Origin of the sequence: Caproicibacter fermentans (genome assembly GCF_009746625.1) — a bacterium.
In the GTDB taxonomy this organism is placed as follows: Bacteria; Bacillota; Clostridia; order Oscillospirales; family Acutalibacteraceae; genus Caproicibacter; species Caproicibacter fermentans.
Genome location: NZ_VWXL01000014.1, coordinates 46,100 through 60,049, shown reverse-complemented (window position 1 = coordinate 60,049; position 13,950 = coordinate 46,100). Strand labels below are relative to the sequence as shown.

Here is a 13,950-nt window from a genome sequence, read left to right as displayed (position 1 = left end):
CGTCCTTCCTTTTTTCCGAAAAAATCGAAAAATCGAGAAAATTGAAGCATATTTTCATAAACATTTTGATTGGCGTGCCGATATATGCTACAGATCGGATTTTTATGACAAATCAGTCCGACAAAGGGAGGAATCCTTATGAGTTCATCCAGTTCTACGTCTTCTTCGGCAAACCTTGACACCTCTTCGATTTACCGCCTTTCCGGTACCAATCTGTACTCCGGATTGGACACGGACAAGATTATCAAAGCTCTGGTTTCAAACACACAGAGCAAAATCGACAAACAGCAGCAGTTGGAGCAGATCGCGGAGTGGAAGCGGGAACTATACCGCGATGTAACTTCCGATATGCAGGATTTTGAAAACACCTATTTTTCGTATACAAGCGATACCAATCTGTTGAGTTCGACTTTTTTCAAGACGGCGAATATTATCAGCTCGTCCAGTGCCGTGAGCGCGGCAGGTAATGTGGACAATGCAAAAAACCTGATCATTAACAGCATTTCGCAAATGGCATCCCAGGCTTCCTACAATTCCACCCAGCAGGTTTCCGACCAGGAGATTACCTCCGGCAAGCTCTACGACAGCTGGACCTCGTCAACCGTCGGCGGGAAATCGCTCTTGGTCAGCTACAACGGGACCGATTATACGTTGACGCTGAGCAATTCGGTCAAGCTGGACTCTGAAAACATGTCCGCAACGAACGCCGACGGGAACAATGTGGAACTGCAGAAAATTGTCGACGGCCTGAACGACCAGATCGAGAATAACAGCACGCTGAACGGTAAAGTGGAATTTACCCTGAACGCCGACAACAGCATCTCTCTCTCCTCAAAAACTTCCTACGACGTCGGCGTCAAAGCCTATACCACCAGCAAGGACACCACCACCGGCCAGAAATTTCTGGCCGCGCTCGGCCTCACGGAGTCAACAGGCCAAACGGTAAACGGTACGGCGATCGATACCAACGTGAGCACAAGCGGGCTTTTCAACCAGACGATTTCGTCGTCTTCCAATTTAAAGTTTAACGTGGGCGGCGAGGATTACACCGTAACGCTTGGCGGTGATCTGACCGTATCCGGCGCTTCGGATAATGGTTATGCCATCGCAATCGCAACCCAGCTTCAAAAACAAATCAGCGCGAATGCCGATTTAAAGGATAAAATCAGCGTATCCTTCGACGCGGCCACGGGAAAGATTACATTTACTTCTCTGGACGGCAGCAATCTTTCCATCAGCGGCGGTTCACAAAATCTTCTGCAGGGACTCGGAATCACGACCTCCGACACGCCGAGCGGAACCAGCGTGGAAAGCTCCGGCGTGACGAAAGACGCCCTGTTCAAGTCTTATCTCGGAGACACGCTCGCCGGCAGCACCTTGACTTTCAGCCTCGACGGCATCTCGAAAACCGTCGCCTTCGACGCCCTCGACGAGGCGGATTACTCTTCCGCGGACGGCATCTCAACTTATTTGCAGAAAAAACTGGACAGTTCATTCGGGACCGGGAAGGTTCTGGTTTCAACAGACGCCGCAAACGGCACTCTTCAGTTCCAAGCGGGCGATTCAACTTCCGTGCTGACCCTGTCGTCTTCCAGCAGCTCCAACGTATTAGGCAAGTACGGCGCGCTGCGTGTCGGCTCCGGGGAAACCAACCGTGTGGAAACCGGTAAAACGCTCGACGACCTTGCCGGTGAATTTAAGCAGACGCTGACGGCGGGAGCCGACGGGAAATACACCATCTCCATTAACGGAAAAGAGCTCTCCTTTGACGGGGACACCACACTTTCCACCGTGATTTCACAGATTAACAGCGACCCGGATATGGGCGTGACGATCGCATACTCCCAGACGACCGACTCCTTTCGCATCACGGCTGACGACAGCGGTTCCCAGGGAAAGATCTATTACAGCGATGTGAGCGGAAATCTTGCCGATACGCTGTTCGGTTCCATGACGGACGGTACCTTCGGCAGCATTCAATCCGGTAAATTAACAGCGGATGACGGAACTGTCTCAGTCAGCGGCGACGCCGTTTACTCCCTGACGCTGGGAAATACCCAGAAGACGATTACGCTCGCCTCCGGTTCCTATGCATCTCTTTCGGACTTTCAGTCCGCCGTTCAGGCACAGATTGATTCGGCGTTTGGGACGGGTTCGGTTACCGTGTCCGCCGATACCGCAAACGGGACGCTCTCCTTAAACGCGGCCGACGGAAAAACCCAGCTTTCCATTACTTCCCAGTCTACGGAGAATCCGCTGCAGATTTCGTCCGCATCCAATCTTGCGGGATATACGGCCGGGCAGGACCTGAAAATGAACGTCACCATTAACGGAACCACGACCGACGTCGTCCGTTCCTCCAACACCACCGCGCTGGACGGCGTAACGCTGACCGTTGCCGGAACAACCGATAAAGCCGTATCCTTCTCGTCGGAAAACAACGTCGATGATCTCGTTTCCAAAATCGTCGATTATGTGAACGCATATAATAAAATTATCGATAAAGTCAACACCCTGACCACCGAGGCCCAGGAAAGAAACAGTTCTCATAAAGTGAAGTATGAGCCTCTGACGGACGCCCAAAAAGAGGACATGTCGGATGATGAAATCGACAAATGGAATACGGAAGCCAAAAAAGGGCTGCTGCAGAACGATTCTGCTCTCAATGGGATTTTAAATGACCTTCGCTCGGCAATGACCGACGCCGTCGAGTCGGCCGGGCTGTCGCTGAGCGACCTCGGCATTTCCACCAAGGCATACGACGTTACCTCCGGCGGGCAGCTCGTCGTGGATACCGCGGCACTCAAGGAAAAGCTCCAGAGCGACCCGGACGCTGTGACGAGCCTGTTTACGGATGAAGACGGCATATCTTCCCGTGTGAAGGACGCATTGGATAAATACGTCGGCACATTCGGCGGGGACGGCGTTCTCCTCCTGCGTGCCGGAAAAGAATCGGATGCAAACGACACCAGCCAGCTGACGACACAAATTAACCAGTATGAAGATACGATCTCCAAGCTGAAAGACCAGTTACAGACGGAAGAGGATCGGTACTGGAGCAAATTTACCGCGATGGAGCAGTCGCTCAGCACGCTGACCGCGCAAAGCGATTACCTGACCTCCATGTTCAGCAACAGCAGCAGTTCCTGATCCCTGTGATCTTTGAAAATACGGGAGGCAAAAAATGGCGGACAACAATAACCTGATTATGCAGTATCAGGAACAGTCGATTCTCACCATGTCACGCGGGGAGCTTTTAATTAAGCTCTATGACGAACTGCTTAAAAATTTGAAATACGCTTCCGTCCTGCTCGGACAAAAGCAGTCCGAATCCGCTCAGAAATACACCTCCAAGGCAAAGGATATCGTAAATTATCTTTATGCGATTCTGGATGACAAATACAGTATTTCGGCGAATTTGAAACAGATTTACTCGCATCTGCTCGGACAGATCATTAAAGCGAATGTTTCGGGGGATCCGTCTTTTCTGGACGGGGTCGTCCCGACCGTGCAGGAGCTTCGGGATGCCTGGGCACAGGCGGAAAAGGCAACGCGGATGCAAAACGGATCAAAAAGGGCTGCCCTGTAAAAGGGCGGCCCATTTTAAAAGGAGCGGATTGTTTATGACAGGAATGGAAGAGCTTCTGGCCTGTGTCGACCAGAAAGAGGTGCTGCTGACGCGGATTTTTAACCTGGCTCGGCAAATCGAAGTCGTTTGCTGCGAGCCGGAGCATCCTGCGCCCACGGCACTGATTCAGCAAAGGCAGGTCTTTCTGGAGCGGCTGAAAAAATGCGCGGACCGTGTTTCTTTTTTAATCGGCAGGATGCCGGCCCCGGACCAGGAGCGTGTGTCCGGTGTTCTTTCCGGGCGGGTTTCCAAGCAGGAGTGCTCCGAGCAGGAGCAGCTGCTTCGAGACCGCGAGACGCGGTGCCGTTCCCTTCTTCGGGGAGCCCTGGCCAGCGACGCGGAAAGCGCAAGGCAAATGAAAAAGGAGCGCGACCGGCTTCAAAAGCTGGTCAACGACTCCCGCGGCAAAGGAAGAGAAACCTCTCCGTTTTCCAATGTTACAGTTTAAAAGCTCTTTTCCCCCTTGGCGAAAGATTTTACCAGCATAGTTCCGGTTTCCGTGTAAAAATAGACGGTTCTTCCATAGTTCAGCCCCGTGTCCTCCGCGTAAATCCGGATTCTGAGATTTCCCAGCGTCTCTTTCACAGCGGCGACATTCCGGGCCCCGATATTGCCGAACGCGCTGTCGTCCGCGACCTCGAACATCTTCGCGCCGCCGGCAATTTTCGCCTGCATTCTCACGCGCTGGCAACCCATCGCCTCCATTTCCCGCACCATAACCGGCAGACACGAATCGGCGTACCGGCTGATCTGTTCCCCGCTATTGTTTTCGGGCCGGTAGGGAAGCATGATATGGGCAAGGCCGCCGATCTTTAACGCGGAATCATAAAGACAGATCCCGATACAGGACCCCAGCGCGTAGGTCACCAGCGCGCCGGGGTTTTTTGTAATCTTCACATCTGAAATGCCAACCGTGATCAAATCATTCATAACTGAATCCCCAGACTATTCATTAGCTTATTCAGTGACGCAATGTCCGGGATCAGCATCATATTGGCTGAAATCGTCTTGCTGGCGCTGAGAAAGTCGTCCTCGATAAAAATGATTTTATCGGAAACGGCGCCCATCTCCGCCGCGGGAACCGTCAGCAGAGCCCCGGCCATATCGACCGTAACAGCCGGAACTGATATTTTAATCTCAAGATTGGAAAGCGCCGCGATGGAGGCCGCATAAGAACCGATCATGATGTTTCCGATCTCCGAAAGCGCGGAATACTCCATTTCGGTCAGTTCCGTACAGTTCGCTTTGCTCTCCCCCAGCAGCGCTTCAAGCAGAGACTGCGTGAATTCCTGCTCAATGACAAACATCATAATGCCGCCGATGTCGCCGCCAAGCTCCACCAGAATCGCCACGACGGGAGTCTCCGGGCCGCCCAGCGCCCTGTCTGCCTCGCTGATATCCAGAATCCTTACAATCGGCGTTACCATGTCCACTTCACGATTGAGCATCTGGGAAAGAGACGTAGCCGCATTTCCCGCGCCGATGTTTCCGATTTCCTTTAATACGTCAATATGCATTTCATTGAGCTGACTTAAGTTTTCAATCGCCATAGGCGCACCTCGCAATCAATTTTAGACACGGTCGACAGGCTGTATTGGGGAACTGACAATATGCTCGTGATCCGCATAGAATTTGGTCGCGTTATAGTCGGACGATAAATTTTCCACAAAGCTGCCGATTGTCATTTTCGTTCCCGTATAAATCACTTTCAGCGCCGTAATTTTAAAGTCCAAAGCAGACAGGCCGTTCTGATCCGCCTTTCCCATTGCGGCGATTTTTGTCTTCAGATATTCGATTCTTGTCTCGGCCAGCTCCTTTTGGGAGTTGGCGCTTTTCTGAAGCTTTCTGGCCTTCAGGGAACGCGGGTCTTTCGTTAAAAACAGGCATATTGTTCCAATCTGTGCGTTCAGCGTTTGCAGATTTTTCTCTTCCTGCTCCAGCTCCGCTTTTACCGACTCCAAGCTCTCTCCTTCCTTGCCGGAAAGGAGACCGTCCAGCACGCCCGACACAATCGAGACTTCCGTGCGGGCTCCGCCGCTGCCGATCGTATTGGCCGTGATCGAACGCCCCGCCTGACATCTGCCCCCCGCCAGCAGTCCCTTCCTGCCGCGGACCAGCACGGAGTTCCCCACTTTGACAATACTGTTAAAGATAACGTCCGACCTTAGATCCCCGGCGCATTCCACCGTTGTGTTTTCTATGTACTGCGCGGAAATGCTTCCCTTTGCAATCAGTTTTCCGCGGCTCATGCCGTTCATGCCGCAGGCGATGGCGATGCTGCCACCGGCTTCAAGCAGAGCGCCTTCCACCATGCCGCGTACATTGATATCGCCGCCGGCTTTCACGGAAAAGCCCTCCAGAACATCACCCTGCACAATGACCGTCCCGATGAAATCGATATTGCCCGACGAACCGTCGACATCCCCGCGCACAATGAATACTTCGCTGACGCTGAGGCTTGCGTTTTTATACTCGACGCACCCGTCCGCATCCGCGGTCAGGGTCAGCCCGTCCTCCGAGACAGCCGTGTTCTTTCCCTGGGGAAAGCTCGGCAGCTTGCCGCGGCGGTAAGCCACGGCGTTGCCGTAAACGTCAATGCCGTCCTTGCCGGGCTGCGGCGGAATAATTCTGCAAAGCAAATCGCCCTTTTTTACATTCTGCACAATGCCAAGATTCTTGTAATCCACCGTGCCGTCTTCCCGCTCCGTCGGCATGGTATTCTGTTCCCTCTGAAACAGGTATTCCAGTTTTCCGTTCTCCTCGTCCACCGGGTGCAGCCCTCTCGCGCAGACCAGGTCGAGGAAAAATTTCCGGTTCTCGCAGAAGTCGCGGATCAAACTCTCCATGACTCCGTAGACGACCCCGTTTTCCTTCAGGAAAGCCATGATCTCTTCATAAGAAACCGTCTGCCCCTGAAACGCGGTCTTGACCTCAATCGTAGCCTCAAGCCCGTCTGAGGAAACGCTCAGCCGTATTTCAGGCTTTTTCTGCTCTTCTCCCTTTTTCTCTTCCTGCCCCTGGTTCAATTCGCCATTCTGTTCATTCATACTCTTCACTCCCTCAAGCTGACGGCTTCAAAATGGTCAATCAGCGTAAATTATTGACTGTCTGCATGGTATTGTCTGAGATGCTGAGAATTTTTGCGTTAAATGCGAACGCCTTCTGCGCGCTGATCATCGCCGTCATTTCGTCCGCTAAATCCACCGTAGATTCCTCTATACTGCCCTGAATAGGCTTCACCTTCGAAACCGACGCCAGTCCGGAGGCTGCGGTCTCTTCCAGGTAATTCCCGCCCGTCTTTTTCAGCCCGTCACAGTTTTTGAAAGAATAGACCCCCACGTTCTGCGGATCGTTTTCATTTTTCACCGAAATCGCGTTTCCATCGCTGTCCAGAACAACTCCTCCCTGGGAGTCCGCCAGAAAAAAGCCGCCGTCGGCATTTTCCGAAAGCTGAAAACCGCCGTTCCGTGTGAAGCGCACCGTGCCGTCCGTACATCTGACCGCAAAAAAAGCGTTTTCCGAGGGGAGCGCGTAGTCAAGCGAACGATTGGTTTTCTGGACGCTTCCCTGTGTAAAAACCGTGTCCGTCTTGTCCAGACGGTCCCCGTGGCCAACCTTCAGGCTGTTTGCCGTTTCCCTGCCGTGCACGCCCGTGTAAAGCAGATCCGCAAACGAAACCTTGTCCGGTTTATACCCCTGGGTCGAGGCGTTTGCGATATTGTTTGAAGTCACGTCCATTTTCTGCTCCTGTGCAATCGCGCCGGCCGTCGCCGTATAAAAAGAAGTCATCATAGCGTTTTCCCCTCCCCGATATTAAAGCTTTGCAATATCCACAGCCTGATCCAGAACGGTATCATACATCTTCAGCGCCTGAGAGCAGGACTGAAGCTCGCGCTGGGACGACAGGGCGTTGGTCATCTCCTCCGTCATATCGACATTGGAGCCCTCCAGCGACTTCCACAGGACGGCCGGCGTTGTGACCAGCCCGGCGTTCGTGCCCTGGAACAGCCCTTCCCCCACCGTTTTGAGTTCGGCATTGTCCGGAAACCGGTATACGGCAAGCTGACCGACAGACGCGCCGTTCGCGGTCAGGTAACCCTGCCCGTCCGACGAAATTTCGTCCGTTCCTGGCCGGATGGGATTCCCGTCGCTGCCCAGCACCCTGCCCTGTCCTTTCAAAACCAGATACCCGTCGCCGTCAATATTGAAGCTGCCGTTTCTGGTGTAGACGGTTCCGTTGTCCCCTTGTACGGCGAAAAAACCGTCGCCTTTAATGGCGAAATCCAGTTTTCTGCCCGTCTGGTTTACCGTACCCTGCGAGTAGTCGGTCACGGCTTCATCCGCGGTGTTCATCAGCGACGCCGAGCCGACCGGCGTTCTGTTCCGGTCAACCCTCTCAACGACCATGCTACCGAAGGTTTTTTCCATCACGCGGGACTTTTTGAACCCGTTGGTATCGGCATTTGCGACATTGTTGCTGATTGTGTTCAATACCCGGCTCTGCGTCAGAATCCCGGAGCCCAGCATATAAAAACCCCTGACCATTGCGACCCGTCCTTCCTATTGTTTGAGGTAATTTTCCAAGCTTCTTCTCAGCTTTCGCAGCGCGCTGGAATGGATTTGTGAGACCCTTGATTCGCTGATTCCCATTACGCCCGAAATCTCCTTGATTTTCAGCTGCTCCTTATAATACAGCGAAATGACGATCTTCTCTTTTTCTTCTAAATTCTCAATATCCAGTTGAAGCATACTGCTCAGTTCCTTTTCGGCCATTACCTGTTCCGGGCCGCCGGTGGAGCTGGCGCTGTGCAGTGCAATGCTTTCGACTCCTTTTTCATAAACCAGCTCTTCAAAGGACAGGATGTTCATCGAACTGGTCTCCGCCAGCATTTTTTCATATTCCGGCAGGCTTATTTTCATGTAATCCGCAATTTCCTGTTCCGTCGGGCTGCGTCCCAGCCGCTGATTCAGCGTTTCGTCCGCCTCGTTGATCGCCCTCGCCATTTTCTTCAGCCTGCGGGGAAAACAATCCTGCCGTCTGATGTAATCGATCATCGCGCCCCTTACCTTAATGGATGCAAAGGTCTCGAACTTTACATTCTTCATCATGTCGAACTTTGCAATCGCATCCATCAAAGCAATTAAGCCTTCATTTATTATATCGTCCAGATAATTAAAATACTGATAGCGTCCGACAATTTTTATCGCAATACAGCGGACCAGATAGCTGTACTGGCGAATCAGCTCGTTGCGCGTTTCAATATCCCCGGTTTTGCTGTACCGGGTCCAAAGCTCCTGCACCGGTATTTCCCGTACCTCATAGTTTTTCGTCATACAGCCCTCCCCTTTCCGCGTTGAGTTCATTACTCCAGCGTTACGTTGGCGACCGCCTGAATCTGTATGTTATTATCGAGCTCGTTAAAGGAAAGCACCACGGCCCGAGGATAAAACTGCTGCAGCAGTTTGCTGAAATAGATCCGCACCACCGGGGAAGTCAGAATAACCGGGGTATTTACCACGTCGTGCACCTTTGCGATGCAGTCCGTCAGTTTTGTGATGATCTTCTGGGTTGTTTGCGGGTCTAGCGACAGATAGGTTCCGTGCTCGTTTTTGCTGATGGAGCCGACAATGGATTTTTCCACCTCGCTGTCGAGTGTGATCACCCGAATCTGGCCGCCGTCCGCCCATTTTCGGGTAATGGTGCGGTGCAGCGCCTGCCGCACATATTCCGTCATCATATCCGGGTCCCGCGCCGCGGCGGCGTTGTTGGAAACCGTTTCCAGAATCGTTTCCATGTCTCGGATGGGGATGCCCTCCTTCAGCAGTGCGCACAAAACCTTCTGCAGGTTGCTGTGCGTGATCACGTTCGGCACAACGTCGGAAACAAGGGATGCGTCGTAGATTTTGACGCTTTCCAGAAGCTGACCTACCTCCTGTCTGGAGAGCAGCTCGTCCGCGTGGCGGCGCACGGTTTCGGAAAGATGCGTCACAACGACGGAAAGAGGGTCGATGACCGTATATCCGTATATCTCCGCCATGTCCTTCTTGTCGGGGGTAATCCACTTGCTCGGAATCCCATAAGCGGGCTCAATCGTATCGATTCCGTCGATTTCTCCGGTCCGGTTGCCCGGATCAAGCGCAAGGTAGTAGTCCATCAGAATTTCACCGCGGGCGACTTCCTCGCCTTTGATCTTGATGACATACTGGTTCGGGTTGAGCAGGCCGTTGTCGCGCAGACGGACGGTGGGAACCACCATTCCCATCTCGACCGCGAACTGTTTGCGGAACGTCACCAGACGCTCGATAAAGCTGCTTCCGCTCGCTTCATCCACCAGGGGAATCAGGCTGTAACCGAAATCCATTTCAATCGCATCCAGCGGAAGAAGGCCGTAAATATGATCGATATTCTTATAATAGGAGGTTTCGTCGCTCTGCTCCGGGACGGCGGACGAACCGGACGCCTGCTGCGCCGGCGCGGCGGCGGACTGTTCCAGTTTTCTGCGGAGCATCAGACCGGAACCGATCAGGAATGCGGAAAGCAGAAGAAGCTGCACATGGGGCATGCCGGGAATCAGATTCAACGCGAGCACGCCGCACCCAGCCAACAGAAGCACCATCGGCTGAGAAGAAAACTGGCGGGAAACATCCTCGCCCAGCGTCGAGTTGGAAGCCGCGCGCGTCACGATCATGCCCGTCGCGGTGGAGATCAGAAGCGCCGGCACCTGAGAAACCAAACCGTCGCCGACCGTCGCGATGGAATAAATGTTCAGCACGTCTCCGAACGTCTGACCGCCCTGCACCATGCCGACGATCAGTCCGCCGATAAAATTGATGAACGTGATGACGATCGACATGATCGCGTCGCCCTTGACGAACTTGCTCGCGCCGTCCATAGAGCCGTAGAATTCCGCTTCGCGCTGGATGTCTTCGCGGCGCCTGCGGGCCGTCTGCTCGTCGATCAGGCCGGAATTCAGGTCGGCGTCAATGGCCATCTGTTTGCCGGGCATCGCGTCCAGACGGAACCTGGCCGCCACCTCTGAAACACGCTCCGCGCCCTTTGTGATGACCAGAAACTGAACCAGCACAATAATCAGGAACACAACAAAACCCACGACGATGTTGCCCTGAAGGACGAACGTACCAAACGTCTTGATGACCTGCCCGGCCGAGCCGGAGTGGGAAAGAATCAGCCTTGTGGAGGAGATGTTCAGCGCAAGCCGGAACAGGGTCGTAATCAATAGAATGGACGGAAAGACCGAAAATTCAAGCGCCGTTTTGATGTACATGGTCAGCATCAAAATGATCAGAGACAGGGAAATATTGATGATGAACATCATATCCAGCAGAAACGCCGGAAGAGGAATGATGATCAGCGCGATAATCAGGATGACAAACAGCGACACGACGTGATTGAGTAGTTTCATCTTTCCTCTCCTTCCTGTTTCAGGCGGTAGACCCACGCCATAACCTCGGCCAGCGCCTGGTAAAATTCCTGCGGAATCTGGCTGTTCACCTCAACCGACGCATAGAGCGCGCGGGCCAGGGGCCTGTCCTCCTTCATCGGGATCTGATGCTGCTCGGCGATTTCTATAATTTTCAGGGCCAGATAATCCTGCCCTTTCGCAACCACGACCGGCGCCGTGTCCTCCTGCGCGTGGTAGCGCAGCGCGACGGCAAAATGGGTCGGGTTGCGGATGACCACGTCGGCCTGCGGCACCTGCTGCATCATCCGGCGCCCGGAAATGCTTCGCTGTACCTGCCGGATTCGTCCCTTGATTTCAGGATTGCCTTCCAGCTGTTTGTACTCCTCCTTCATCTCCTGCTTTGTCATCCGTATGTTTCGTTCATAATCCCACCACTGGTAGAAATAGTCCGCCGCCGCAATCGCGAGGAAGACCAGCGTCATCTGAATCACCATATCCATTACGGCGTTCAGCATTTGGACGGCGGACTGCATCACATCCCCGCTCATCATCTCGATGCAGTCCGCGCAGATCTTTTTCATCTGCAGGTACATCACATACCCGATCGCAATGGTTTTAATGATCGATTTGATCAGCTCCGCGACCGACCGGAGGGAGAACAGCTTTTTGAGCCCCTGCAGCGGGCTGACGTTTGTGAGTTTAAATTTAATTTTTTCACCGGAAAATTTAAATCGTGTCTGGGCCCCGGTCGCCAGAATCGCCGCAAGCAGAGCCGCAAGCAGCACCGGGGAACAAAGAAGCAGGATAGCGATCCATGCGTCGCGCAGAATATCAACGGCGGCCGTCTGTGTGATGACGCTCTTGGTTGCGGTATAGGAAATATACCTTTGAATAAAATTGGACAAATAGCGGTAGAGATACGGAAACGCAATGCGGAGCATGACGAAAACCGCTAGAATGGAAAAGGAGCTGACAACGTCGGCGCTTTGAAAGACATTCCCTTTTTTTCGTTCGTCCTCCCTCTTTTTCGGGGTTGCTTTTTCCGTTTTGTTTTCCGACGAACCGTCCGGCACTGCAATCCCCCCTCGGCGTTAGGCCAGTATGGCGTACACGGCGCTGATCCGGTCGAACATCAGGGTCATCATCCGCTCCAGAAACGAAGCGTACGACGGAACAAGGATGAGCATCACCAGAAAGCCGATCAGAATCTTCAGCTGAATTTCCACCGTGAAGATATCGATCTGCGGCACCGCGCGCATCATCAGGCCGGTGCCGATTTCGCCGATCATCTGCACCGCCACCATCGGCAGGGAAAGCTTGACCGCATAGATCAGCATCTGCCCCAAAAGGGCGGCGAGGCCGCCGAACAGCCCCGCGCCGAGCTCAAGTCCGTCACCGTAGGGAACGACTGCGCCCAGCTTGACAAAAACCTCGATCAGGGTCAGGTGCGCATTGGTGCAGAAAAACATCAAAAAGTACATCGCGTTCAGCATAGACGCGGAAAGCGGCATGGAAACGTCGCTCTGCGGATCGTATACCTTCGACATGGAGATGCCGACCTGCAGGTCGGACATTTCACCGCCCATCACAATGACGGAAAGAAACAGCTGGATGATATAGCCGATGATGAAGCCGACCAGCAGTTCTTTCAATCCGGAGAAAAAGAGGACGAGGAACGAATTGATTTCAATCGAACGGTCCGTCGTCAGGCGATAAGCAAACAGAGTCAGCATCATCGTCAGACCGACTTTGACAACATTCGGCAGATTTCGCCGGCCGATGATCGGGTTAAAAAAGATGCAGCCCGACATCCGCAGAAAAATCAGCATGAGCAGCGTGTAATTGTAATCCAGTTTCATGTTTTCCGCCCCGTCTTCAATTCAGGGAAACCATCAGCCGGAAGATGTACTGCATAAAGTCATTCATGACCTGCATGATCCACGGCCCCAGCAGCACCATAACGGCGGCAATGGTAAACAGCTTCGGCACGAACGCCACGGTCTGCTCGTGAATCTGGGTGGCCGCCTGCAGAATGGAGATGACAAGCCCCACCAGCATGCTTGAGATCAGAATAGGCCCCGCAATTTTCAGCGTGACAAGCATGGCGGCCTGAATCACTTCCATTACTTTTGAAACGGTCATCTCCGAACCTCCTTAAGCCGCCTACAGGTGAAAGCCCGAGGCCAGTGTTTTAAACAGCAGATCCCATCCGTCCACCAGAACAAAGAGCAGCAGCTTAAACGGCAGGGACACCGTTGCAGGCGGCAGCATGATCATTCCCATCGACATCAGCGTGCTGGATACGATCATGTCGATGATGAGAAACGGGATGTAGAGAAGGAATCCAATGATAAAAGCGCGTTTCAGCTCGCTTGTCATAAACGCGGGAATCACAAGGGTAATCGGCATTTTCTCCACCGGGGTGGAGCTGTCCTGCTTCGATAGATTGATAAACAGGTTCAGATCTTCCTTTTTTGTGTTCTTCAGCATGAACTCCTTGAGCGGCTCGCTCGCCTTTTGCAAGAATTCTTCCTGCGTGATTTTTTCTTCCTTAAAGGGCTGGTAGGCGTCCGTGTTGATTTTCGAGACAACAGGAGACATAATGAACAGAGTCAGGAAAAGGGATATGCCGATCAGAACCTGATTCGGCGGGGTTTGCTGCAGCCCCATCGCGTTTCGCAGGAAAGACAGAACGATGACGATGCGCGTAAAGCAGGTCGTCATAATCAGAATGGACGGAAGCAAAGCGAGAATGGTGAGCATCTCGATAATCTGGAGCGAGCTCGTGCCGTTTCCGTTGATGTTCACATCCACCGCGGCCGCAGAGGCCCTCATCGGCAGGAACAGGGCGGTCATGAAAAAAACGCCTGAAAAAAGAAGCGCCTTTTTTACGATCCT

At 53.1% G+C, this 13,950-nt stretch carries 14 protein-coding genes; 3 read left to right on the top strand and 11 right to left on the bottom strand.

Annotated elements, in window-relative coordinates; all coding sequences use genetic code 11:
- Positions 1-138 precede the first annotated feature (138 nt).
- The 3 genes from fliD to CAFE_RS02160 are packed head-to-tail and all read left to right on the top strand — an operon-like array spanning position 139 to position 4,076.
- The gene (gene fliD / locus CAFE_RS02170) at positions 139-3,150 is read left to right on the top strand and encodes a flagellar filament capping protein FliD (protein WP_156989670.1); all 3,012 of its coding nucleotides are present in this window, start codon (positions 139-141) and stop codon (positions 3,148-3,150) included.
- Positions 3,151-3,184: 34 nt separating this feature from the next.
- A complete protein-coding gene (gene fliS / locus CAFE_RS02165) occupies positions 3,185-3,589 on the top strand; it encodes a flagellar export chaperone FliS (RefSeq protein WP_066642874.1) in 405 nt (134 codons plus the stop codon).
- Positions 3,590-3,623: 34 nt separating this feature from the next.
- Positions 3,624-4,076, top strand: coding sequence for a hypothetical protein (locus CAFE_RS02160; protein WP_066642872.1), 453 nt, complete (start codon positions 3,624-3,626; stop codon positions 4,074-4,076).
- Here the strand turns inward: CAFE_RS02160 and CAFE_RS02155 are convergent.
- From CAFE_RS02155 to fliP, 11 genes are read right to left on the bottom strand one after another with little or no spacing between them, the layout of a single operon-like run.
- The gene (locus CAFE_RS02155; RefSeq protein ID WP_156989669.1) at positions 4,073-4,558 is read right to left on the bottom strand and encodes a chemotaxis protein CheD; all 486 of its coding nucleotides are present in this window, start codon (positions 4,556-4,558) and stop codon (positions 4,073-4,075) included. The two genes, CAFE_RS02160 and CAFE_RS02155, sit on opposite strands and share 4 nt — an antisense overlap.
- Positions 4,555-5,178 (bottom strand): chemotaxis protein CheC, encoded by a 624-nt coding sequence (locus CAFE_RS02150; protein ID WP_066642868.1) that lies wholly within the window; start codon positions 5,176-5,178, stop codon positions 4,555-4,557. Before CAFE_RS02150 ends, CAFE_RS02155 begins: the two co-directional genes overlap by 4 nt.
- 21 nt (positions 5,179-5,199) lie before the next feature.
- Positions 5,200-6,675: a DUF342 domain-containing protein gene (locus CAFE_RS02145; protein ID WP_066642865.1), complete on the bottom strand. Its 1,476-nt coding sequence runs from the start codon at positions 6,673-6,675 to the stop codon at positions 5,200-5,202.
- Between the two features lie 40 nt (positions 6,676-6,715).
- Positions 6,716-7,420, bottom strand: a complete 705-nt coding sequence (locus tag CAFE_RS02140; protein ID WP_156989668.1) for a flagellar hook-basal body protein — start codon at positions 7,418-7,420, stop codon at positions 6,716-6,718.
- Between the two features lie 21 nt (positions 7,421-7,441).
- Entirely contained in the window at positions 7,442-8,173 is a 732-nt protein-coding gene (locus CAFE_RS02135; RefSeq protein ID WP_066642856.1) for a flagellar hook-basal body protein, read from the bottom strand.
- A 15-nt stretch (positions 8,174-8,188) separates the two neighbouring features.
- On the bottom strand, positions 8,189-8,962 hold the full coding sequence (locus CAFE_RS02130) for a sigma-70 family RNA polymerase sigma factor (protein ID WP_066642855.1): 774 nt from the start codon (positions 8,960-8,962) through the stop codon (positions 8,189-8,191).
- Between the two features lie 29 nt (positions 8,963-8,991).
- The gene (gene flhA, locus CAFE_RS02125) at positions 8,992-11,052 is read right to left on the bottom strand and encodes a flagellar biosynthesis protein FlhA (RefSeq protein WP_156989667.1); all 2,061 of its coding nucleotides are present in this window, start codon (positions 11,050-11,052) and stop codon (positions 8,992-8,994) included.
- Positions 11,049-12,125 (bottom strand): flagellar biosynthesis protein FlhB, encoded by a 1,077-nt coding sequence (gene flhB, locus CAFE_RS02120; protein WP_330593826.1) that lies wholly within the window; start codon positions 12,123-12,125, stop codon positions 11,049-11,051. Before flhB ends, flhA begins: the two co-directional genes overlap by 4 nt.
- An 18-nt stretch (positions 12,126-12,143) precedes the next feature.
- On the bottom strand, positions 12,144-12,911 hold the full coding sequence (locus tag CAFE_RS02115; protein WP_066642847.1) for a flagellar biosynthetic protein FliR: 768 nt from the start codon (positions 12,909-12,911) through the stop codon (positions 12,144-12,146).
- Between the two features lie 16 nt (positions 12,912-12,927).
- Positions 12,928-13,194, bottom strand: a complete 267-nt coding sequence (gene fliQ, locus CAFE_RS02110; RefSeq protein WP_066642845.1) for a flagellar biosynthesis protein FliQ — start codon at positions 13,192-13,194, stop codon at positions 12,928-12,930.
- 21 nt (positions 13,195-13,215) lie between these two features.
- Entirely contained in the window at positions 13,216-13,908 is a 693-nt protein-coding gene (gene fliP, locus CAFE_RS02105) for a flagellar type III secretion system pore protein FliP (RefSeq protein ID WP_139103997.1), read from the bottom strand.
- Between the last annotated feature and the right edge of the window lie 42 nt (positions 13,909-13,950).